This is a genomic window from Actinomadura spongiicola (assembly GCF_003432485.1).
In the GTDB taxonomy this organism is placed as follows: domain Bacteria; phylum Actinomycetota; class Actinomycetes; order Streptosporangiales; family Streptosporangiaceae; genus Spirillospora; species Spirillospora spongiicola.
The window spans coordinates 235,467-258,315 of sequence record NZ_QVNQ01000008.1; the positions used below are offsets into that span (position 1 = coordinate 235,467).

Annotated in this window: 18 protein-coding genes; 7 read left to right on the forward strand and 11 right to left on the reverse strand. The window is 72.5% G+C overall.

Annotated features, from left to right (window positions below; translation table 11 throughout):
* Window positions 1-40 precede the first annotated feature (40 nt).
* The 4 genes from D0T12_RS25255 to D0T12_RS25270 all read left to right on the forward strand — a co-directional run bounded on the left by D0T12_RS25255 (window position 41) and on the right by D0T12_RS25270 (window position 5,347).
* Window positions 41-1,420: an SWIM zinc finger family protein gene (locus tag D0T12_RS25255; protein WP_117402195.1), complete on the forward strand. Its 1,380-nt coding sequence runs from the start codon at window positions 41-43 to the stop codon at window positions 1,418-1,420.
* Complete coding sequence (locus tag D0T12_RS25260) at window positions 1,417-4,074, forward strand: DUF6493 family protein (RefSeq protein WP_117402197.1); 2,658 nt, start codon at window positions 1,417-1,419, stop codon at window positions 4,072-4,074. Before D0T12_RS25255 ends, D0T12_RS25260 begins: the two co-directional genes overlap by 4 nt.
* 73 nt (window positions 4,075-4,147) lie before the next feature.
* Window positions 4,148-4,690, forward strand: a complete 543-nt coding sequence (locus D0T12_RS25265) for a methylated-DNA--[protein]-cysteine S-methyltransferase (protein ID WP_117402200.1) — start codon at window positions 4,148-4,150, stop codon at window positions 4,688-4,690.
* Window positions 4,691-4,741: 51 nt separating this feature from the next.
* On the forward strand, window positions 4,742-5,347 hold the full coding sequence (locus D0T12_RS25270) for a TetR/AcrR family transcriptional regulator (RefSeq protein ID WP_233526279.1): 606 nt from the start codon (window positions 4,742-4,744) through the stop codon (window positions 5,345-5,347).
* 398 nt (window positions 5,348-5,745) lie between these two features.
* Here D0T12_RS25270 and D0T12_RS25275 read toward each other — a convergent pair whose 3' ends face one another.
* The 5 genes from D0T12_RS25275 to D0T12_RS25285 form a co-directional block, all read right to left on the reverse strand.
* Entirely contained in the window at window positions 5,746-6,234 is a 489-nt protein-coding gene (locus tag D0T12_RS25275; RefSeq protein ID WP_117402203.1) for a glutathione peroxidase, read from the reverse strand.
* Between the two features lie 92 nt (window positions 6,235-6,326).
* Complete coding sequence (locus D0T12_RS35985) at window positions 6,327-6,491, reverse strand: hypothetical protein (protein ID WP_199487689.1); 165 nt, start codon at window positions 6,489-6,491, stop codon at window positions 6,327-6,329.
* Window positions 6,492-6,662: 171 nt separating this feature from the next.
* Window positions 6,663-6,821, reverse strand: a complete 159-nt coding sequence (locus D0T12_RS35990) for a hypothetical protein (RefSeq protein WP_199487690.1) — start codon at window positions 6,819-6,821, stop codon at window positions 6,663-6,665.
* A gap of 85 nt (window positions 6,822-6,906) precedes the next feature.
* Window positions 6,907-7,203, reverse strand: a complete 297-nt coding sequence (locus D0T12_RS25280; protein ID WP_117402206.1) for a hypothetical protein — start codon at window positions 7,201-7,203, stop codon at window positions 6,907-6,909.
* A 38-nt stretch (window positions 7,204-7,241) separates the two neighbouring features.
* A complete protein-coding gene (locus D0T12_RS25285) occupies window positions 7,242-8,411 on the reverse strand; it encodes an LCP family protein (protein WP_117402208.1) in 1,170 nt (389 codons plus the stop codon).
* 157 nt (window positions 8,412-8,568) lie between these two features.
* Here D0T12_RS25285 and D0T12_RS25290 point away from each other — a divergent pair, with 157 nt between their 5' ends.
* Window positions 8,569-10,557 (forward strand): ABC transporter ATP-binding protein, encoded by a 1,989-nt coding sequence (locus D0T12_RS25290; protein WP_117402210.1) that lies wholly within the window; start codon window positions 8,569-8,571, stop codon window positions 10,555-10,557.
* A gap of 90 nt (window positions 10,558-10,647) precedes the next feature.
* The gene (locus tag D0T12_RS34980; RefSeq protein WP_147339626.1) at window positions 10,648-11,208 is read left to right on the forward strand and encodes a hypothetical protein; all 561 of its coding nucleotides are present in this window, start codon (window positions 10,648-10,650) and stop codon (window positions 11,206-11,208) included.
* Window positions 11,209-11,580: 372 nt separating this feature from the next.
* Here the strand turns inward: D0T12_RS34980 and D0T12_RS25305 are convergent, their stop codons facing one another.
* Window positions 11,581-15,207, reverse strand: coding sequence for an AAA family ATPase (locus D0T12_RS25305; RefSeq protein ID WP_147339627.1), 3,627 nt, complete (start codon window positions 15,205-15,207; stop codon window positions 11,581-11,583).
* A gap of 229 nt (window positions 15,208-15,436) precedes the next feature.
* Here D0T12_RS25305 and D0T12_RS25310 point away from each other — a divergent pair, with 229 nt between their 5' ends.
* On the forward strand, window positions 15,437-15,772 hold the full coding sequence (locus D0T12_RS25310; protein ID WP_158581627.1) for an STAS domain-containing protein: 336 nt from the start codon (window positions 15,437-15,439) through the stop codon (window positions 15,770-15,772).
* Between the two features lie 482 nt (window positions 15,773-16,254).
* Here D0T12_RS25310 and D0T12_RS25315 read toward each other — a convergent pair whose 3' ends face one another.
* From D0T12_RS25315 to D0T12_RS25335, 5 genes are all read right to left on the reverse strand, one after another.
* Window positions 16,255-17,019: an SGNH/GDSL hydrolase family protein gene (locus D0T12_RS25315; protein WP_407642110.1), complete on the reverse strand. Its 765-nt coding sequence runs from the start codon at window positions 17,017-17,019 to the stop codon at window positions 16,255-16,257.
* Between the two features lie 185 nt (window positions 17,020-17,204).
* The gene (locus D0T12_RS25320; protein ID WP_233526293.1) at window positions 17,205-17,819 is read right to left on the reverse strand and encodes a GTP-binding protein; all 615 of its coding nucleotides are present in this window, start codon (window positions 17,817-17,819) and stop codon (window positions 17,205-17,207) included.
* A 40-nt stretch (window positions 17,820-17,859) separates the two neighbouring features.
* Entirely contained in the window at window positions 17,860-18,327 is a 468-nt protein-coding gene (locus tag D0T12_RS25325; RefSeq protein ID WP_117402223.1) for a DUF742 domain-containing protein, read from the reverse strand.
* A gap of 30 nt (window positions 18,328-18,357) precedes the next feature.
* The gene (locus D0T12_RS25330; protein ID WP_117402226.1) at window positions 18,358-18,810 is read right to left on the reverse strand and encodes a roadblock/LC7 domain-containing protein; all 453 of its coding nucleotides are present in this window, start codon (window positions 18,808-18,810) and stop codon (window positions 18,358-18,360) included.
* Window positions 18,807-22,127 carry a sensor histidine kinase gene (locus D0T12_RS25335; RefSeq protein WP_199487691.1) on the reverse strand — a complete coding sequence of 1,107 codons (3,321 nt, stop codon included), beginning with the start codon at window positions 22,125-22,127 and terminating at the stop codon, window positions 18,807-18,809. The genes D0T12_RS25330 and D0T12_RS25335 overlap by 4 nt, the downstream gene beginning before the upstream one ends.
* Between the last annotated feature and the right edge of the window lie 722 nt (window positions 22,128-22,849).

Here is a 22,849-nt window from a genome sequence, read left to right on the forward strand (position 1 = left end):
AAACCCGGAAATTGTCGGCATTGGGCCCTACGTTCTCGGCATGGCGACCAGCACCGTGGCCGCAGGGGCCGCACAGTCGTACACGTACGCGCGTCCGTCCGGGCTGGACGGCGGGCTTCTCGGCCTGTCGACGTCCGGCGGGACGACGAGCACCGGGCCGCAGGCGCATCCGTGGTTCTTCAGCGGCGTCCTCACGCAGGCGGCACCGGCCGCGGCGGCGCTGCTGGCCCTGGCCGACGTCGCGCAGACCCGGTACCACCAGCCGCGTCCGACCGCGTTCCGCGACCCGGTCGTGACCTGCGGCGGCGACCGGCTGCGGATGGAGTCGTTCTCCGCGTGCGGCGGCGTTTACGCGCGGCTCGACGTGCTGGAAGCGGCGCTGGACGGCGAGGTGCACGAGCGCGGCACCACCAACGTGGACGTGAACGGCCCGCTCCGCGAAGCCCTGGCCCGTGTCGGCGGCTCCGACCCGCTGCACCTGGCGGTCGGCGCGGAGGGACTGGCCGTGACGACCCTGGACGGCGCCGTCGTGGAGAAGAAGGTTCCGCTGCCCGACCGGTGGCTCCGGGGTTTCGCGGAGGTCCAGGTCATCACGGCCGGGTTCGATCCGCGCGCCGAGCTGGCGGCTCCGGACGCCGTCCGGTTCCTCCGGTCACTGCCCAGGGGCGGGCGGGACGTGTTCTGGGCGCTGCCCGCGGGTCGGACGCTGCGGATCTCCTCGCGTCCCGCGCCCGGCGCCGTGTGCCTGGCAGGGTCCGACCGGCTCCGGACGCTGCTGCCCCTGCTCCGCTTCGCGCGGGCGCTGCGCGTCTACGGCCCACCGGTCACCGGCGCGAGCGGCCCCGCGTCGAGCGTCTGGGAGCTGGAACTGCCCGGGATGCGGTACGTCCTGACGCTGTCGCCACAGCACTCGCGCGGCTTCTCCGGTGAGGGCGCCGTCCTCGACGCGCTCGCGACCGACGAGGCCGCCGGGGACGCCGACCTGGTCGGCGCGTTGCTGTCGTTCGAGCCCCGCGTCGACCCCGACCTGCTGTCCGAGCGGTCCGGGCTGACGCTGGAGCGGACGAAGGCGGCGCTGACCCAGCTGGGGACGTCCGGTCGCGTCGGTTTCGACGCCGCCGAGGCCGCGTTCTTCCACCGCGAACTGCCCTACGACCCGTCCCGGGTGGCGGCCCTCAACCCGCGGCTGCGTTCGGCACGCGCGCTCGTCGAGGACGGCGCCGTGCGGTTCACGGCCGACGACACGGCGATCGTGTCGACCGGTGGCGGGGAACGGCGGGTCCGGTTCGTCGGCGACCGTGTCACCTGTACCTGCCCGTGGTGGATCGACCATCGAGGGGAACGCGGCCCGTGCAAGCACGTCCTCGCCGCCCGCATCGTCCGCCAGGACGCCGACGTGATGGTGGAGGCCGGTCGGTGAGCACGTGGGATGACATTCAGAAGGCCATCGATGCCGGTGACGGCGAGCTGACGGCACGGCTGGTCGCGGCACTCGACGAGCCCGGACGGCGCGCCGTGGCCAAGGAACTGCCGGGCGAGCTGAAGCGGCTCCGCACGTTGACACGGCTCGGCTTCCTGGAGGACGTCCACATCCACGCCCTCCTCGTGGCCGGCGCGGGCACGATCAACGGGCCCGCGGCCGCCGCGACCTGGCTGTGCAGGACGGACCTGCGCCCGCGGTGGAACATCGCCACGATCACCACGCTTTGCCGATGGCTGTGCGACGTCACGTCCGTCCGCACGGACGAATGGCGCGCGGACGTCGCACACCGGATCGCCGCCCGTGTCCAGGTCGCCGAGGAGGGCGGGCCCAGGTGGTACATCGCGGCGGCGCTCGTGACGTCCGCCGGTGCCGCCGTCCCGGTCACCGACGGCTTCGTCGTCGGCTGGGCGGCCTCCCAGATCCGTGCCCGGACCCTCGCCGACGACCCGTTCCTGGACGTGCTCGTCCCGAAGCTCTTCGAGGTGGACGGGGTCGGCGCCGTCCTCTCCCGCGAGGCGGTCCAGGGGGCGTGGAACATGGGCCGGGAACGCAGCTGGTCCATCGCTCTGGTCGACCTGGCCCGCGCCGGACGCCTCGAACGCACCGTCCTTCTCGACGGCTGCGTCAGCCGTTTTCTGCGTGGGGGCACGCCGCACACCCTCCGCTGGTTCGTCCAGTTGCACGACGCGCTGGAGACCACCGAGGAGGAGGCGACCGCCCGCGTCCGCGACTACGCGCGCCTGCTCCCGGCCGCGCCGTCGATCGTCGCCGAACTCGCGCTGCGGGAGGTCCGGCGGGTCGACGACCTGGGGCGCCTCGACGAGCCGCTGTTCGAGGAGGCGGCGGGCGCGGTGCTCTTCCGCACGGAGAAGAAGTTCGTGCGGGCCACGCTCTCCTGGCTGGACCGGACGGCCCGCCAACGCGACCGCGTCGACGCCACGCTCCGCAGCGTCGCCGCCGTCTTCACCTCCGACGCCCTCGACCTGCAAGAACGCGCCGTCAGGATCGCGGTCAAGCATGCCTCCCGGGCGGGCGACGCCGTCCGCGCGCAGATCCGGGACGCCGCCGAGGTCCTTCCGACCGACCTGCGCGGGACGATCGCAGCCGCGTTCGGCGAGATCGCGACCGCCGCCGACCCCGCGCCGGAGCCACCGGGCCCGCCGCCCTTCACGCCGCGCGAGCCGCCCGCTCCGATCGGCTCACCGGCCGAACTGGTGGACGAGTACATCGCCTCCGTGCGCAGGGAGACGCCGTGGCGCACCATCGAGCGCCTTTCGGGCGCCCTCGTCGAGTTCGCCTATCGCGACCTCGACGGGACCATGGAAGCGCTGCGGCGGGCGATGTCCGACCACGTCCCCTGGTCCCTGGACAGGGACGGCGGCTCGCATGTGTACTCCTACACGAACCAGCAGTGGGTCGAGTTGGCGGTGTGCAGGCACGTGTTCCAGCAGCCGAGCCTGGCGGAAGACGCGCACAGGTCCTACCTTTCTCGCGACGACAACGCCTATGCCTATGGGTTCTGGCCGCGGATGGAGCGGTTCCTGACCTGGCGGAAGCACGAGGTCGCGTTCGTCGTCGGGAAGGTGCCGGTTCTGCTCGCCACGCCGACCGAGGGCAGCGGCCACGTCGACCCCGACGTCCTCGTCGGCCGCCTCGAACGGCTGGAGAAGGCGGGCGTCGAGCCGGGCCCGGCCGACCTGACGCAGGCGCTGCTCCGCCTCCCTCGGGACATCGACGCGGCCGTCGCGGCACGCGCGAAGGGCTTGGCGTCCGAGGCCGGGCGGGCGGTCGCGTCGTGGTTCGCCGAGGGCGGGCTCGCCGACCCCGACATCGAATGCCGGATCCTCGACCAGCCGACCCACACCCTGCCCGGTCACAGGCTCCGCTTCTCCCACCACGTCTTGGCCCCGGTGGAGACGCCCGGCCACCCCGACGTCGCGCGCCTCTGCGCCCTCCCCGAGGAGGGCTGGTCGGAGGAAGATCTACGACCCGGCGGGTACCACCTCGTGTTCTGGCCGTCCGTCGCGCCCTCTCATCGCGAGATCGTCGCGGCGCACCTCGTCCCGCAACTGGCGACGGACGAGGCCGTCGACTACGGCTGCGGCCAAGGCGGCGTCCTGCTCGATCTGGCCGAGGCGGACGGGCCCACGGGGGCCGCCACCGGAACGATCCTCGCCTGCTCACTGACGAGCCGGGACCCGCGCGACCGCGCCGACGTGGTCGAGGCGCTGCTGGCGTTCAGCGGACGCGGTCACCTCCCGGCGGCGGAGACGGGCGAGGCCCTCGGACGGCTCGCCGCCCACGGCCGCGTCGTCCTCTCCCGCGCCGTGAAGGCCCTGACGTCCGCCGTGGACGCGGGCGCCCACGCCGACGTCTGGACGACGGTCGCCGCCGCCCTCCCCCACGTCCTCCCCGAACCGGGCGGGCGCGCGCCGGCCGGCGTCCCCGACCTGCTCGCGCTCGGCATCCGCGTCGCCGAGACCACGGGCGCCAGGGGCGCGATCCCCCGCGTCGCCGACGTCGCGGCCCGCGGCGGAACCAGCCGCCTGGTCAAGGAGTCCGCCCGCCTCCACCGGACCCTCGCAACGTGAGGCCTCGCGACGGTGTTGACGAGATGACGGACCCGCGTGGAAGGCTGAACGTGCCGGGAAGGAGCGCCGCACGATGACCGAGACCCTCGCGTTCGGCACGGTCGACACCGTGCTCGGACGCCTCCTCGTGGCCGAGACGGAGACGGGGGTCGTGTCGCTGCACTTCCGCGACACCCCCGCCGCCCGTGAACGCACCGCCAAGGCGACGGGCCTGCCCGTCGTGGACGCGCCCGCACGCCTGGCGCCCGCCCTGTCGGCGCTGCGCGACTACTTCGCCGGTGACCTGAAGCGGTTCGAGGTGCCGATCGATTGGCGCCTCGTGTCCGAGGTGCAGCGACAGGTCCTTTCGACGCTGTACGAGACCGTCCCGTACGGGAAGGTCGTCACCTACGGCGACCTCGGCGTCCGCTCCGGCACCGGCGTGCACGCGCAGGTCATCGGGCAGGTGATGGGCTCCAATCCGATCCCGTTGGTCGTGCCGTGCCACCGCGTCGTCGCCTCCAACGGCCTCGGCGGCTACAGCGGCGGCTCCGGCGTGGAGGTCAAACGGTGGCTGCTCACCCTGGAGGGCGCGCTGCCCGCCACCCTCGACTGGGACCTCACCCGCGGCCCGTGAGCGCAGCCCGTCCGACCTCCGGCGCGGGCGGGCGGCTCGTAGGATGGGCGGGTGCCGAAGATCAGTGAGGCGACCGTGGCGGCGCATCGGGCGCGGCAGCTGCGGACGCTGCTGGACGCCGCGCGGGCGCTCGTCGCCGAGGAGGGCATCGAGGCGCTGTCGCTCGCCGCGCTGGCGAGGCGGGTGGGCCTGTCGCGGCCGAGCCTGTACGAGTACTTCCGGTCGAAGGACGACCTGGTCGCCGCGATCGTCGAGGAGGAGCTGCCCCGGTGGGCGGCGCACGTCGAGACGGCGCTGGCCGGTCCGGACGATCTCGGCGGCAAGGTCGAGGCCTACATCAGATCCCAGCTGGAGGTCATGACGGACGGGCGGCACGCCGCCGCCGTGGCCCTCGTCGAGCACGCCCTCGCCGAACCGGCCCTGGAACGCATCAGGGACGGCCACGCGCAACTGCTGCGTCCCCTGGTCACCGTGCTGGAGGACGGCGGTGTCCCCGACGCCGAGGTCCGCGCCGCGCTGATCCAGGGCCTGGTGGACGCCGCGGCCCGCCTCGCGCAGCGCGATCCGTCCAACGCGGACACCATCGTGGCCACAACGCTGGCCCAGGCGGTCCACGGCCTCGTCCCCGCCGCCCACCGATCGTCCCCCGGCCTCTAGAAAGACCCGAGGCGCCGCCCCGCTCGCAAGCAGCCACTCCCCACTGCAAGCCACACCCGCAAGCGAACTGCCAGGCAGGGAGGTTCCTCCCGCTTGCGGCGACCACCCGGCCGACAGCGGCCGAGAGGCCGACCTGCTCGCAGGGTGCCGCTCCCCCCAGGGGAAGCGCACAACCGCAAGCGAACCTCAGACGCGAAGTTCTCCGGTACGGCGACCACCCCGGCCGACCAGTAACCCCCAACCTGGCCCCAGGTCGCAGAGGCACCGCTCCCACTGCAGCGGACCTCGGAGGGAGGTCCCTCTCGGGTAGGGTGACCGCCTTGGCTGACGAGGGGCAGGGGCGGCTCGCGCGTGGGCTGTCGCTCCCCCGGCGGGGGCGTGCACGCCCGGGGTGGATGTCAGGCCGGGAGGTCCTTCTCGATGGCGGCTACGACCTCGGCCGACTCGGGTTCCGTCTGGGGTGCGAAGCGTGCCGCGACCGTGCCGCCGGGGGCGATGAGGAACTTCTCGAAGTTCCAGCGGATGTCGCCGGTGTGGCCCTCGGCGTCGGGCGTGTCGACCAATGCCTGGTACAGCGGATGACGGCCGTCGCCGTTGACCTCGACCTTCTCCGTCAACGGGAAGGTGACACCGTAGGTCGTCGAGCAGAACTCGGCGATCTCGTCGGCGGTGCCGGGTTCCTGTCCCATGAACTGGTTGCAGGGGACCCCGAGGACGGTGAAGCCGCGTTCCGCGTACCGCTCGTGGAGTCGTTCCAGACCGGTGTACTGCGGGGTGAGGCCGCACTTGGAGGCGACGTTGACAACGAGCACGGCCTTGCCACGGTACTGATCGAGGTCGGCGGAACCGCCCTGGAGACCGTCGATCTCTACGTCGAAGACAGACATGAGGCCGATCTTAGGAGATCACTCCGGGTGACCGGCCCCGTCCCCGACGGTGTTCGTCGTTCAAAGCCTTCGGCGTCGGCGCCGGGGCGGCCTCAGCTGCCCGGGCTGCCCAAGGCCTCGACGAAGGCGGCGAGCTGGTTGCCCGCCGTGCCGAGTTGAGTGAAGGCGTTGTTCACCACTCCTGCCGCGTCCGTCGGTGAGCTGAGCAAATAGAAGATGACGAAGGCGATCGCCACATAGCGGAGGTTCTTCTTCATCCGTACGCCGTCCCTGGTTGTAGCGCAGCGACACAACTGACCCGATCCAATTGTGCCCAGGCGCGTCTGCCCGCAAAGCGCGATTTTACTGTGACGCGGGGGCTACCGCTTGCTGGCCACGCGCGAAAGAAGCCCCGTACCGGCGGGGGTACGGGGCCCTGGAACGGTCCGTCAGCTCGGGATCGCGCTCATGAACTGCGACAACGACTCGGCGGCGTTGCCGAGTCCGCTCAGGGCGTTGTTGACGAGATTCGCCGCCCCCTCGGGCCTGCTGATGACGTACCAGACGGTGAAGGCGATGGCGGCGATCTTCATATGCTTCTTGTTCACTTCAATCACCCTCTGCGGTCGACTGCCTACGAAGAGTGATTCCCCGGGGTGGCCGGACGGAGATCAAGAAGCGTCAAAGAGAGCGTCAGGTGTCCTTGGCGTGCGCGGTGAGGTACTCGATGTAGAGCGGACGGAGCGCGTCCGCCATCTCGCCCTCCCCCGCGTGCGTGAACTCCTCCAGCAGCGACAGCCCGTGGAACAGGTCGAACTGGGCGCGGTCGACCTCGCCGATCGCCGCCGCGGCGGGCGGGATCGTACGGAGCAGGTCCCAGAGGAAGCCGACGTCGCGGCGCTCCTTGGCGAGCCGCATCGCGCGGTCGTACAGCTCGCTGGACGGCAGCGCGTCGAGCTCGGCGGCGGCGTTTGGTGACGTGTCGGACATGATCCGACTCTAACCGGACGGGGACGCCCCCATCCCGGTCATCGGGTGATGACGTCCCGCGGAATCGGCTGGTCCTGCTGGAGCGCCTCGAAGAGTCTGTTCGCCTTGGACCTGTCCCAGGTGATGTACGCGCCCGCGCTGGGCGAGTTGCCGCCGCCGCCGATCGGGACGGTGGTGGTCACGCCGTCGTTCCCGCTGACGCCCTTCATCGCCCACATCATGCGGACGAGGTGGTGCAGGTGGTCGCCGTCGTCCACCAGGAAGTTGCTGGTGGCGTTCATGGCCAGCGGCACGCTCCGGAACGGGTTGAGCATCGTGCCGGGACTCGACGCCTTCTTCATCAGCGCGGCGAAGAACTGCCGCTGGTGCTCGACCCGTTCCAGGTCGGCGCGGAGGAAGGCGCGGGTGCGGACGTAGCCGAGCGCCTGCCCGCCGTCCAGCGTCTGGCAGCCGGCCTTGAGGTCGAGGCCCGCCTTGGGATCCGTGATGTCTTTCTTGACGCAGATGTCGACGCCGCCGACGGCGTCGACCACGCCGACGAAGCCGTTGAACCCGATCTCGGCGTAGTGGTCGATGTGGACGCCGGTGGCCTTCTCCACGGTCCGCACGAGCAGCTTCGGGCCGCCGAAAGCGAACGCCGCGTTCAGCTTGTTGGAGCCGCGCCCCGGGATCGGGACGTAGGAGTCGCGCGGCAGGCTGATGAGGGACGTGCCACCGGAGCCGTAGTGCAGCAGCATCATCGAGTCGGTGCGCCGTCCGCCCGTGAAGCCGGTCTTGAGCTTGCGCTGCTCGTCCTTCGACAGGCCCTCGCGGCTGTCGGAGCCGACGATCAGCCAGTTCGTCCCGGGCGTGTCGGCGATCCGGCCGGGATAGTCCTCCAGCACGGCCTCCCGCTTCAGCCGCGAGTCGAGGTAGAGGTAACCGCCGACCGCGACGACGAGCAGGACGACCGTGAGGCCCGCGAGGACACGCGGCCAGCGACGCCTCCGGCGCCGCCTGGGCGGGGGCCCGTACCGGCCGCCGTCGTCCCGCCCATGTCCGGCGAGCTGGTCACCGGGGTGCGGGTCGGCGTACGGGTCGTAGGGATCGTCGTAGGTGTCCCGCCCGTAGGCGGGCTGCCGATGCTCCGCGCGGGCGAAGCCGTCCCTGCCGCGGCCCACGTGGCCGTCCTCCCTGCGTGTCCAACCCTCGGGCCAGCGGTCGCTCATGCCGTAAACCCTAGACAACCCGGGGTGTTCGGCGCGTCCATCCGGCGCATGATTGTGCACTGCTCCAAATCAATACGCTGTGTGACATATGCGACGGACATCCTCCTCCGGACGGCGCACACTGCCTAGGGCGGGCAGGACAGGTGGAGGACGGCGCATGAGTGCACGACGGTTCTTGTCACGGTTCCTTCGTTTACGGCGGACGGGGCGGCGCCACAAGGCCCCGCCCTCGCACCTCGACCTCCCGGAACTGAGCGCCCCCCGGTGGCACGCGCGGGACGCGGAACTCGCCGAGACGGGGATGGGCACGGTCGCGCGACGGCTTCCCGCGGTGATCGTCCAGGCGGCGGGCCTGGCGTGGCGGGCCAGTCGCGTCGACACGGCCGCGACGATCTCCCTCAACCTCGTCGCCGGGATCTTCACGGCGTTCTGGCTGCTCGCCACGACCGGGGTGCTCACCGCGCTGTTCAGCGCCGGTCCGACACCCGACCGGGTCCGCGACGCGCTGCCGTCGCTGGCGCTGGTGGCGGTCGCGGTGGCGCTGCGCGCGGGCCTGCAGGCGTGCGCGGGCTGGTCGCAGTCGCGGCTGGATCCGCAGGTCCAGCGGCTCGCCGAACTCCGGCTGTACGAGGCCACGACCGCCGTGCACCTCGCCGCGCTCGACGACTCCGACTTCCTCGACGACCTGCAACGCGCCAAGTTCCGCGGCCTGACGTCGGCGGCGCGGGTCGTCCAGCAGGCGGTGGACGTGCTCACCGGCGCCGTGGGCATGGTCGCGGCGGCCGGAACGCTCGGAGTGCTGCACCCGGTGCTGCTGCCCCTGCTGCTCCTCACCGCCGTCCCGGAGGGCTGGGCGTCCGTCCGCAGCGCTCGGATGCGGTACCTGACGATGCTGACGCTGGTCGAGGTCGCGCGGCGGAAGTGGATCCTGTCGGACCTGATGGTCGACCGGGAGCACGCCGCCGAGGTGCGCTCGTTCACCATGCGGGGGTTCCTGCTCGACCAGTACGACCGGTCGGCGGCCTATCAACGGTCCGTCGAACTGGACCTCGCCCGCCGCCAGACCATCGCGAGGGTCACCGGGGACGTGCTGAAGGGCGTCGCGATGGCCACCGTCTACATCGCGCTGGGCCTCCTGCTGTGGAAGGGGACGGTGCCGCTGGCGGTGGCGGGCACGGCGGTGCTCGCCATCAGGACGGGCCAGTCCTCCCTCGTCAACCTGGTGTACGCCGTCAACCAGTGCTACGAGGAGGGCCTCTACTTCGGCGACTACCTGGACTTCTGCGCCAAGGCCGAGGACAGGGTCCCGCGCCGCGCGCTGCCGTCCGCCCCGTCCGACGGGACGAAGCCGCGCGGGCGGCTTCCCGACGCCTTCGCGCGCATCACCGTGGACGACGTCACGTTCACGTACCCGGGCGCGGACACGCCGTCGCTCAACGGCATCTCCCTGCGGCTGCGCGAGGGCGAGGTGGTCGCGCTCGTCGGCGAGAACGGCTCGGGCAAGACGACCCTCGCGAAGGTCATGGCCGGGCTCTACGACCCGGACTCCGGTGAGGTCCGGTGGGACGACGTGCCGCTGAGGACGGTCGCGCAGCAGGACGTGTGGGAGCGCGTCGCCGTCATCGCGCAGGAGTACACGCACTGGCCGATGACCGCCCGGCAGAACATCACGATGGGCCACGGCGACCACGCGCCCGGGGACGACGGATCGGAGGACCCGGAGATGCTCGCCGCCGCCCGCGCGTCCGGGGCCGACGAGGTCGTCGACGGGCTCGTCCGCGGCTACGACACGTTGCTGGACCGCCGGTTCAAGGACGGCGCGGACCTGTCGGGCGGCCAGTGGCAGCGGCTCGCCGTCGCCCGCGGCTTCTTCCGGGACGCGCCGCTGCTGATCTGCGACGAGCCCACCGCGGCCATGGACGCGCGGGCCGAGCACCACCTGTTCGAGCGGATCCGCACGCACGCCGACGGCCGGACCGTCCTGCTGATCACGCACCGGCTGGCCAGCGTCCGCTACGCCGACCGGATCTACGTGCTGGAGCACGGCAAGGTGATCGAGGAGGGCGACCACGCCTCGCTGATGGCGGTGGACGGCGTCTACGCCGAGCTGTACTCCCTCCAGGCCGCCGCCTACGGGGCCACCTAGACGAAGCGACCGGTTCCGGCCGATCCAGCCCGATTTCACCGGCCCGCGGCGGGCGAGAACGGCATGATCGCGATCATGAGGATGCGAACGATGTTCACAATGGTGGCCGCGGCCGGAGCGACCGCCGCGCTGGCCGGGTGCGGTGGCGACGGATCGAAGGCGTCCCCCACGGCGACCGTCACGGTGACGGTCACGGCCAAGGCGGCGGGCGGTGCGCCGGAGGACCCGTTGACGCGCCCGACGGGACGATCGCTGAACGCGGCGCAGGTGCTCACCGGGTTACGGAGGGTCGGTATGCCGATCAAGGTGGCCGTGGTCTACACGGCGCGCACGGACCCGAACGGACACCTGGGACGGCCGAGACGGTACACGAGCAAGGCGGCCTGCACGGATCGCAGGGTCCCGAAGGCGAAGCTCGCGAACACCGAGCACGGTTCGGTGGAGCGGGGCTGCGGAGTCGAGGTCTACCCGACAGAGGCCGGGGCTCGGGCGCGGTCGGAGTACATCCAGCAGACCCTCGGCGCGCTGGACGGGGTGGCGGGCTCCGAGTACCACTACGTGAAGGGCGGGATCCTGCTGCGGGTCTCGGGGTTCCTGACGCCGGCGCAGGCCAAGCAGTACGAGACCGCGCTGGCCCGCGTGACGGGGTAACACCGAACCGTGCTCCGCCAGAGCAGTCCACGCGGCGGACCGCTGCCTGCTCCGGAGAACCCTCAGCCCCACGCGAACGCGTGACCCACCCGGCGCAGCAAAGCCGAAAGCATGCAAAACCGGACGAATCGCGAAACGATGCGCGTTCACCTAGGCCCGGTCGCGCAGCGAGCCGCAAGGCGAGCGGAGTGGGCCGGGCCTGTACTGAATACAGCGACCTCAGCCCGTGCGAACGCGTGACCCGCCTGGTGGAGCGATGCCGGAGGCGAGCGGAACCGGCGGAGCGCGAAGCGATGCCGCGTTCGCCCCAGGAACGGTCATGTAGCGAGCCGCCAGGCGAGCGCAGTGGGCCGGGCCTGCAATAAGTACGACCTAGATGTAGGGGCCGATGGGAGGGTCGGCGGGTGGCGCGTCCGGCAGGTCGACCGGGCGCAGCAGCCCGACCTCGGTGGAATCGATTCCGGCGGGCGCCTCGTCGTGTGCGGCGGTGATGCGCCGCGCCTGCCGGGAGATCGCCGCCTCCAGCAGGTTCCGGGCGAGCCGGGCGTTGCCGAACGAGGCGTCCCGCGGATGGGCGGCGACGAGCCGGCGCAGCGCGGGAAGGACGCCCGGCGCAAGCGCGAACCCCGCCTGCGCCGCCATGAACTCGAAGATCGTGACGAGTTCGTCGGAGGAGTAGTCGGGGAAGCGCAGCAGCTTCGGGAACCGGGACCTCAGGCCCGGGTTGGCCTCCAGGAACCGTTCCATCTCGCCGTCGTAGCCGGCGACGATGACCACCAGGTCGTCGCGATGCTCCTCCATCAGCCGGAGCAGTTCCGCGATCGCCTCGTGGCCGAAGTCGCGGGGGTCGCCGCCCGCCGACGACAGCGCGTACGCCTCGTCCACGAACAGGACGCCACCGAGGGCGCGTTCGACGGCGGCCCGCACCCGCGGCCCGGTCTGCCCGATGAACTCGGCGACGAGGTCCGCGCGGGTGACCTCCACCAGGTGCCCGGACGACAGCAGGCCGAGCCGCGCGTAGACGGCGGCGACCAATCGGGCGATCGTCGTCTTCGCGGTGCCGGGGTTGCCCATGAACACCATGTGGCGGGACGGGGGCGCCGGCGCCAGCTTGGCGTCGCGCCGCAGCTGCTCGGCGCGGACCTCGGCGACCAGGGACGCCACCTCCCGCTTGATGTCGGCCAGGCCGATCAGCCGCTCGATGTCGGCGAGCGGGTCGCCGGGCACGTCGTCGCGGCCGCGGCTGAGCGTGTCCGGCACGTCCTCGGGGAGGATCTCGTCGAGCGACTCGGTCTCGTCGACGACGCCGTCGGCGAGGACGCGGCGGCCCTGCATCGCCACCGCACGGTCCAGCAGGTGGATCATCGCGCGGGCGTTGCCGAACCCGCGTTCGCGCGGGGCGGACTCGGTGAGCTCGCGGACCTTGTCGAGGACGCCGGGGGCCAGCGCGAAGCCCGAGTCGGCGGCCTTGGCCGCGAACACCTCGACCAGCTCGGCCACGGTGAGGTCGGGGAACCGGACGGTGCGGGGGAAGTGCGCGGCGAGGTCGGGGTGCGCCTTCAGCAGCCCGTTCACCTCGGCCTCCGGGCCGGTGAGGACGACGACGAGGTCCTCGCTGTGCGCCTGGACGCCGGTGAGCAGCACGTCCAGGACCTCGCGACCGCGGGCGGCGTCCGGCGCGGCCGACACCAGCGCGTGCGCGTCGCGGACGACCAGGACCCCGCCGTGCGCCTGCTCCACCGCCCGGCGGACCCGCAGGACGCTCTCGCTGGCGTACTCGCCGAGCAGGTCGGCGCGTTCCACCTGGACGAGGTGACCCGACGACAGCAGCCCGAGGTCGGCGTAGATGCGGCCGAGGATCCCGGCGACCTTGCTCTTGCCGGTGCCCGGGTTCCCGGTGAACACCAGGTGGCGGGGCCGCGTCCGCGCCGTCATCCCGGCCTCGCGGCGCAGGCGCGCCGCCCTGGCCTCGGCGACCAGCGCGTCCACCTCCCGTTTGGCGGATTCGATTCCGGCGCAGGCGGCCAGCTCGGCGAACGGGTCGCTGTCGGCGGGACGGCCCGGGATGAGCCGCTGCGGCAGGTCGTCCACCGTGACCCGTGGCCGCGGGACTCGCGGCGGCGTGGCTTGCGGCGAGGCGCCGTTCGTACCGGTGTCCGATCCGTTCCGGGCGCGCAGCGCGGCGGCCGCGACCGCTTGGCCCGCCATGTGCTCGACCAGCCGCGCGCCGCGCAGGTTCCGCAGCGGCGGGGTGCGGGCGAGCACCTCGCCCGCCGCCGCGGCCACGTCCACGGCGACGTCCGCCCCGCGACGCGCGACGGCCCGCGCGAACAGCTCGGCGAAGTCGTCGCCGCCGAAGTCGCGGGTGCGGGCCACGTCGAACGACCGCACGAGCGCCGGGTTCGCGTCGAACAGCCGCCGGTCGCCGCCGGGGCGGCACAGCGCGACGACGTCGAGGGACGGCGAGCGCGCCATGAGCCGCCGCAGCTCCTCCACGGCGGCGGCGCCGCACCGCTCGTGCGCGGCGAGCTTCTCCAGGTCGTCCACGACAAGGATCGACCCGGCCTCCAGGCAGTCGCGGACGCGGGCCTGGAGCCACAGGACGGCGTCGCTCACCCCGAGCGACGCGAACACCTGGTCGGAGATCCACAGCGCCTCACGGACCGCGCCGCGTTCGGCGAGCGCGCGTTCGACGGTCTCGGCGGCGGTGCCCTTGCCGGTGCCCTCCGGACCGGACACCAGCAACCGGACGGGACGCTCCCCCGCCAGACGCGCCGCCACCGCGTCCACGACCACCCGTGACAGTTCCGGCTGCCCGACCAGCGTGTCCTCGACGGCCTCGACGGCCTCGCCGCCCTCCCGGTCGCGCGGCCGTTCGGCACGGGCCTCGTCCCGGCCGTCGCCCAGCGACGCGCCGAGCGCGTTGACGACCCGCCGCATCGTGAACAGCCGCCGCACGTCGGCCTGGAACAGGCGCACGGGCACCCGGCAGCGCGGGCTGACCGCCGCGTCGGGCAGCCCCTGGACCGCGCCGGTGACGCGCACCGCCATGTCCAGCCAGGCGCGGGCCGCGTCCGCCTCCCCCGCGACCAGGCCGCGGGCCAGCCACGCGCGCACCTCCTGCTGCCACGCGTCGGCGGCGAAGCCACCGCGGGCCGCGCGGAACCGCTCCTCCACGTTCTCGTAGCGCGTCGTGCCGAGGACCACCGCCAGCTCGGCGGGGACGACGGCGGCCTCGGCCGCCAGCAGCAGGCGGGCGAGCGCCACGTCGGGCTCGTCGCCGTCCGCGACGGCCCCGGCCAGGCGCTCGTGGGCGGCGTCGAGGCCGGCGCACGCCCAGCCGAGGTATCCGACGGGTCCCGCGAGTTCGGGCAGGACGCCGAGTTCCTCGTCGGTCAGCCCGGCGGCCCAGGCCTCCTCCAGGCGCGCGATCGGAACGCTCATGTCCTCCTCGCGCGGCTCGGGGTCGGCGGCGCGCCGGTCGAACAGGTCCATCAGCGCCCGCCTGCGGCGCTCCACCGGCTCCAGACCCTCGAAGACGTCCAGGCCCGCCCGCGCCAGCTCGAACATCACGGCGCGCCGCTCGCGGTCGGTTCCGGCCGGTTCGGGCAGCCACAGGCCCGGCGGCCGCCACCGGCCGCCCTGCGTGAACCACGCCACCGGTTCGCGGACGGCGGGCTCCGGCGTCGCGAGGAACGCCGACAGCAGCTCGTAGTCCACATCGCCCCGCGACCCGCCGCGGACCGCCGACGCGCCGAGCAGGAACGTCAGCAGGGACCACTGCTCGGCTCCCGCCGCGCTGGTGCCGTCCCCGTAGAAGTCGCTGAGCTGCCGGGTCAGCACGACGGCCCGCGGGTCCCTGTTGTACTCGACGGCGCGTTCGCGCATCTCCTCGTACAGGCCGTCCGGCACCCGCCATGGCCCGTGCGCGTAGACGTCGAGGACAGGCTCCTCGGTGAGGAGCACTTCGAGATGGTCCGGCAACCGGGGGGAACTCACCTGGGGGGTCCTAACTTGTCCGCAGTCGTCCGCAGTTGTCCGCTACTTCTCCGCGGCGGGTCGGGGCATGACGTCGCACAGCACCTTGTCGCAAGCACCTTATGGCCCGGCGGCGACGGCTCACATCCCCCGTCGCGCGGCGGGTTGGCAGTACGCCTTTCCTCGGCAATAGTTGTCACACGGAAAGCATCCACCGGACGGGTGCGCGTCGACGGGAGGGGATCGTCTCGTGCCGCCATTGGAAGTGACCACCCGGCCACATGAGGGGCGCGCCGTGGTGCGGCTGCGCGGAGAACTCGACATCGCCTCCGTGGACGAGCTGCGCAGGCACCTGAACGACGCGCGCCGCGAGCACGGGGAGCGCCTCGTCCTCGACCTCACCGGCCTGGAGTTCATGGACTCCGGCGGCCTCTCGGTCATCGTCGCCTGCTACAAGGCCACCACCGCCGGCGGCGGCGGACTCACCCTCGCCGCGCCGCGACCCATCGTCCGCCGCGCACTGGAGATCACCGGCCTGCACCGGCGCATCCCCGTCACCGACACCGTCGAGGACGCGCTGCGTTGATTGCAGGCCCGGCCCACTGCGCTCGCCTGGCGGCTCGCTACGTGACCGTCCCTGGGGCGAACGCGACATCGCTTCGCGATCCGCCCGGCTCCGCTCGCCTTCGGCTTCGCTACACCGGGCGGGTCCCGCGTTCGCGTGCGGGCTGAGGCCGTTGTGTCTATTACAGGCCCGGCCCACTTCGCTCGCCTGGCGGCTCGCTACGTGACCGTCCCTGAGGCGAACGCGACATCGCTTCGCGATCCGCCCGGCTCCGCTCGCCTTCGGCTTCGCTACACCGGGCGGGTCCCGCGTTCGCGTGCGGGCTGAGGCCGTTGTGTCTATTACAGGCCCGGCCCACTTCGCTCGCCTGGCGGCTCGCTGCGTGACCGTGCCTTGGGCGAACGCGCATCGCTTCGCGATTCGGCCGGTTTCGTTCGTCTTCGGCTTCGCTGCAACGGGCGGGCCACGCGTTCGTGTGCGGGGTCGAGGCCGCGGTGGAAGGGTCAGAGTGGAAGTGCGGTGGGGCGTTTCGGGCCGCGGCCGTCGCCTGAGGAGCGGCCGGTGGCGCGGCGGCCGATCCATGGCAGCAGGTACGTGCGGGCCCAGCGGACGTCCTCGCGGCGCATGGTCAGCCAGTGGGCGGGGTCCAGCGGCGGCCAGGGCTCGCGCCAGTCCTCCTCCACCGGGACGCCGATGACGTCGGCGACGAAGAGGGCCATGCGTCGATGTCCCTCGGGCGACAGGTGCAGGCGGTCCTCGTACCAGGCGCGCGGGTCGTGGAACACCCGCAACGGCCACAGGTCGACGACCGTGCAGCCGCGCCGGTCGGCGATGGCGCGCAGGTGCATGTTGTAGGTGGCCGCCTTGCCCCTGATGCGGCCGCCGCTGCGCAGGCCGCGGGTGTCGAAGCCGGTGAAGACGACCACCCGGGCGCCGGTGGCGCGCAGCCGGCGGACGGCGTCGTCGAACACGACCGCGAGCGCGTCGGGGTCTGCGCCCGGACGGAGCATGTCGTTGCCACCGGCGCAGAGCGTCACGAGGTCGGGCGCGAGCTCGACGGCGCGCGGCACCTGGTCGTCCGCGACCTGCCGCACGAGTTTCCCGCGGACGGCGAGGTTGGCGTACCGCAGGCCGGGGTTGTGCGCGGCGATGTGCTCGGCGAGCCGGTCCGCCCAGCCGCGGAACCGGTCGCCCTCACCGGGATAGGGGTCGTTCAGGCCCTCGGTGAAACTGTCGCCGAGTGCTACGAATGTCCCAATCCGCCCCATTTCCCTCATCGCAACCCCCATCACCAATTATGGTCGATCACGTAGGAAGATGATGCATCGTGCGCAGAGGCCTACGCGACCGTAGCCGCCGCGAAGTGGGCAGCACGACAGGACGGCATGACAGAGGAGCATGGCAGGGCGGTACGACAGGGTGACACGGCGGGCGGGGGGCGGAACCCGGCGCGTCAGGTCCAGCTCGGGGAGGCGGCTCCAGGCTGGACACCGCCCGGCGCACCGGGCGGCAGGGCAGCGGCGGGGGCCGTGGCGTGCACCGTCATCGCGTGCTGGACCAGCGTGATCAGCACCTGCTTCGTGGACTCGCGGCTGCGCGCGTCGCACTGGATGATCGGCACGTGCGCGCTGATCGACAGGGCCTCGCGGATGTCCTCCACGGCGTACTGGAACTCGCCGTGGAACCCGTTGACGCCCACCACGAACGGCAGCCCGAGCTCCTCGAAGTAGTCGACGGCGGCGAAGCAGTCCTCCAGCCGGCGGGTGTCGACCAGCACGACGGCGCCGATCGCGCCGCGGACCAGGTCGTCCCACATGAACCAGAAGCGGTGCTGCCCGGGCGTGCCGAACAGGTAGAGGATCAGCTCGCTGTCGAGCGACACGCGCCCGAAGTCCATCGCGACCGTCGTGGTCGTCTTGTCGGGCACGGCCGACAGGTCGTCCACGTCGGCGCTGGCCGCGGTCATCACCGCCTCGGTGGTGAGCGGCATGATCTCCGAGACCGACCCGACGAAGGTGGTCTTGCCGACGCCGAAGCCGCCACCGACGACGATCTTGACCGAGGTCAGCTCGGCCTCTCCGCCGTGCGACCCCGGGACCGGAACCTGGTCAGAGCTTCCGAAGGCCACTGAGCACCCTTTCTAGCAAGCGGAGGTCCGGCTGACCGCCGGTGGTGGTGGCGGGCTGCGACTGGTGCAACCGCAGCAGCCCTTCGACGGCCATGTCGGCCACGAGCACCCGCGCGACGCCCAGCGGCAGGCGCAGCAGCGCCGAGACCTCGGCGACCGAGCGCGCCGACCGGCACAGGTCCATGATCGCCCGGTACTCCGGGGTGAGCACGGCCACGTCGCGCGGCGGGTACGGCGCCGCGGTGACCAGGGCCTCGATGGCCAGGTCGTAGCGCGGCTTGGTCCGTCCGCCGGTCACGGCGTACGGACGCACCAGCGAGCTGGAGTCGCCCTCCTCAGCCTCGGGGGGCCGCCCCTGCGCGGGTCCCGGGCCCGCTCCCCGGCCCGGGTCCGCCGGCCAGCCGCCCGGCCCCCCGGGCCCGCCTCCGTAGGGACTGCCTCGATCCATGTCGCCGACCTCCGTCAGAGTCCGTCACGATCAAAAGCGGGCGGGCCCGGCGCCCATCTCGGGCACGGGAGGCCCCGAGTACGGCGGCTGCTGCTGTTCCTGGCCGCGCAGCGCGGGCGTCAGCACCCGGCCCACGCGCTCCACCAGCAGCGTCATCTCGTACGCGACGAGACCGAGATCGCAGTCGGGCGCCGCGAGGACCGCGAACACCGACCCGTTGGTGATGGACATGACGAACAGCAGCCCGCGGTCCATCTCGACGACCGTCTGGTTGACGCCCCCGGCGTCGAAGATCTTCGCCGCCCCCTGGGTCAGGCTCATCAGCCCGGACGCGATCGCCGACAGCTGGTCCGCGCGCTCGGGCGGGAAACCCGCCGAGTACGCCATCGGCAGACCGTCCGAGGAGACCACGACGGCGTGCGCGACCTTCGCGACTCGGTCCGCGAAGTTCGTCACCAACCAGTTGAGATCCTGCCCGCTCACCGGGTGCCTCCTGTCTCGCCGTCGTCGTCCGACGACGCTTCACCTGACGTGCCTTCGCCGCGAATCTCGTGGCGTCCCCGATGGACGCCACGCTGGAGACTCGCGAAGCGGTTGCGTACGACGTCGGCCGCCTGGCCGTGTCCCTGCTCCTGCCGGCCCTGCACAGCCTGCCCTTCCGCCGAGCCTCCCGGCAATGGGCCCGGCCGCGCCGCGCCCTGGGCGGAGCCGCGCCCGGCCGTCTCGCCCTGCGCGGGAGCGGCGGGCGTCCGGTCGTTCCCGGTGGAGGCCGCGCCACGGCCGACCGCGCCCGGCACCCGGTTCTTGCCGGGGACCCGCTTGGGCAGCCCGACGTTGGTGCGGGTGGCCGTGACGGGCTCGCGGACGGCCTCGGCGGCGCGGAATCCGGCGTCCGCCGGCGACTCCCAGCCGCGCACGGGATCCTCGCCCGCGGCGGCGTCCGACCTGCGCTGGAACCACTCCGACTGCATCGCGTCGAAGATCGGCGAGCGCTCGGGGAGCCGCGGCGGCGCCTTCGGCTCGGGTGGGGGCTGTGGCGGTGACTGTGCGGGCGGCTCGTGGCCGACCGGCTCGGGCACGGCATCCTCCGGCGGGTGGAAGCTGGACGGGGTCGGGGCTTGCGGTTCCCGCGCCGCGGGCTCCGTCCACCGGACCTCGGGGGAGCCGTCCGCGTACGGGTCGGACGGCGTCCGGTCGGACCCGCCGCCGTAGTTCCCGCCGACCTGCTCCAGCGGCCCAGTCCCCCACGGGATCTGCCGCGACGGCCCGGGTTCGGGCAGCATCGGCTGCGCCTCCGGGACGACGGACTGCGGGCCGGTCTGCCGGTGCACACCCGGTCGACGGACGCCGTTGCCCGTCTCCTGCGGCCGCTCGTTGCGCGGCTGGAACAGGCCGTTCGGACCGTCGTCGGCCGGGCGCCGCGGCAGCATCGCGCCGGGCCGGCGGACGGGCAGCTCGCCCGGCCTGCGCGGCGGCGGCTCCTCGCCGCCCGTGGCGGGAGCGCCGTTGGCGGGGGCGCCGTTGCCGGGGGTGGGCGGCCCCTGCTCGCCGGGGGCGAAGGAGGGGTGGGAGCCGCCGGGGGACGTGGCGTGGGGGCCGGTCCCGCCGACGGCGGGCACCGGTCCGGTCTCGTTCATGGCGGGCTGGGGGCCGGTCGCGCCGCGGACGGGACGCAGCGGCCCGGTGCCGCCGACCATCGGATGCGAGCCGGTGCCGCCGACCATGGGGTGCGAGCCGCTGCCCCCGGACATCGGCGGTCCGGCGGGCAGCTGGGCCGGTCCCTGGCCGTCCGGCCGGTACGCGCCGCCCGTGCCGATGGCGGGCGGCTCCGGCGTGGCGGTGAGCGCGGCGAGCTCGGCGTCGGCCTCGCGCGAGCCGAGGCCGCGGCTGCCGATCCCGGTGGACCCGGCGGGGGTGATCACCGCGTCGGGCAGCACCACGAACGCGGTGAGCCCGCCGCCCTGCGCGGCCCGCAGCTCGACGCGGATGCCGTGCCGGACGGCGAGGCGGCCGACCACGAACAGGCCCATGCGGCGGGCGGCGGAGAAGTCGATGACGGGCGGGTTCGCGAGCCGCCAGTTGGCCTGCTCCAGGTCCTCGGTCGACATGCCGACACCGTTGTCGGTGATCTGGAGCATGGCGCCGCCGCCGCTCAGCATCTGCCCCGACACGGTCACCTTGGTGTGCTCGGAGGAGAACACGGTCGCGTTCTCCACCAGCTCGGCCAGCAGGTGGACGAGGTCGTTGACGACGGGCCCGGCGACCGTCATGTCGCCCTGCACGCGCAGCGCGACGCGCTCGTACTGCTCGACCTCCGACAGCGAGGCGCGGATGACGTCGATCAGCGGGACGGCCCGGTTCCACCGCCGCACCTGCTCCTGGCCGCCGAGGACCAGGAGGTTCTCACAGTTGCGGCGCATGCGGGTCGCGAGGTGGTCGAGGCGGAACAGGTTGCCGAGCTGTTCCTCGTCGCGCTCGCTCTGCTCCAGCGTCTCGATCAGGCGCAGCTGCCGTTCGATCAGGGACTGGCTGCGGCGGGAGAGGTTGACGAACATCGCGTTGATGTTGCCGCGCAGGACGGCTTCGTCGGCGGCCAGCCGGACCGCCTCCCGGTGGACCTCGTCGAAGGCCCGCGCGACCTGGCCGATCTCGTCGGTGGAGTCCACGTCGATCGGCTCGACCTCGATGCCGCCGGCCGCGGCCTCCGGATCCCGGAGCCGGTCGACCAGGCCGGGCAGTCGGGTGCTGGCCACGTCGAGGGCGCCGGACTGCAGGCGGCGCAGCGGCCGCACCAGCGACCGGGCCATCACGATCGTGATCAGCAGGACGAGGGCCAGCAGCACCGCGACGATGATCGAGTCGACGATCGTCGCGTTGCGGGCGTCGCCCCGGCGCTCCGCGGCCACGTCCAGGATGTCCTGCGTCAGGTCGAGCTCCGTCAGGCGCATCTTGTTGATCATGTCGGACATGGCTTCCTTGATGCCCCCGGCGGGTCCGTCGCCGATGAGGTTGCGGGGAAGCCTCCCGCCGGTCGCGGCGACCGCCGAGACCACCCGTTGCCGCATCATCCGGGCCTCGTCGACCCGGCCGCCGACCACGGTGTCCTCGAACACCTGCGCCTGCTCCAGGGTCACCGAGGCGCGGAAGGTCGCGATCTCACTGTCCTCCCGGGCGCGGGCGGCGGTGAGGGCGCCGATCTCGTCGGGCGCGAGGAGTCGCTGCCGCGCGCCGAGCAGCAGGAGCGCGCGCTCGCGGGAGACGGCCTCCTTGGCGCGGGTGAGGGCGCCGAGCGCCCGGCTCGCCTGGGCGAGGCGGTTGTCGACCACGTTCGAGGAGATGCTGCCGAGAACCGAGATCAGTTCTTCGATGGTCTGGGTGTACTTCTGCAGCAGGGTGAAGGGCGGCACCCTCGTGCGCATGACGAGGGTCCGCAGGGACTCGACGGCGTCCAGCCGGTTCATGACCGTGCGGGCGCCGCGGACGGCCTCGGTGCCGTAGGACGAGTCGATGACGGACGCGGCCTGCCGCACGGGCTGGATTTGGGCGTCGGTGCTGAACTGCGAGGCCTGCACGCCCGGCAGCAGCGTCTCGGCGCGTCCCGCCGCGCTGTACTCGACGGCGAGGTCGCGCTCGGAGGTGAACTCCGTGACGAACTGCGTGATGGCCGCGCCGAACTCGGCCATGCGCTCCACGCGGCCGTACGTCTCCGCCTCGTCCGCGGAGTTGGTGATGCGAACCCCGGCGAGCACGACGGCGGCGACGGTCGGAACCAGGATCAGGACGATGAGCCGCTGCGGCACGCGCCAGTTCCGCAGGCTCAGTCTGCTGCCCGATCGTCTCGAGCGGTCCGACTGCACCTCGACGTTGCCGGGTCGAGGCCGGTCGCGACCTTCGTCGCTAGGTTGCATCCGCCGTTAACACCCTCTCCACACGATGTCGCACTCTCCGTGACCTCACCGGCACAAAGGGCTAAAAGCGACATAACCTCCACCCTAGGCGCACGACATTGCAGCACATCCACGGATAGGCCGCAAAGGACCATAGGCCAGTCGATATGGCCCAACGCCATGATCGCGATTTCATGCCCATATGTCCGTTTTATCGAGCACGGAGGGTCACTCACCGTACACACACTCTCGGCGACCGAAGAGGTGCGCACGGTAATCGAACGTCGCTCGCCTCGCGACCTTCGCCGACCGGTCGCCGACCAGCGGATTTCCGGCCGTCTCCGCAGGACACGATCGATCACTCTCCGCGTTGGTTCGACAGTGGACGGTCACCGCGCCCGCGAACGCCGCCGGGCGCTCGCGGAAATGGACGTCCATTGCCCGCCGGGAGCGCCGGACGTTCACGCGCCGCCCCACTCTAGGACACAAGACCGTCACACAATTCGGAGCCAAACAACTCATGTCGCCGGTTCGGCTACTCTCTGGACACCCGAGATCTTCATGACCGGGCCGGAGTGACTACAGTCGTTCCCCTGGCGCGCTCGCCCTGACCGCAAGCCCCGCGAAATCGAACG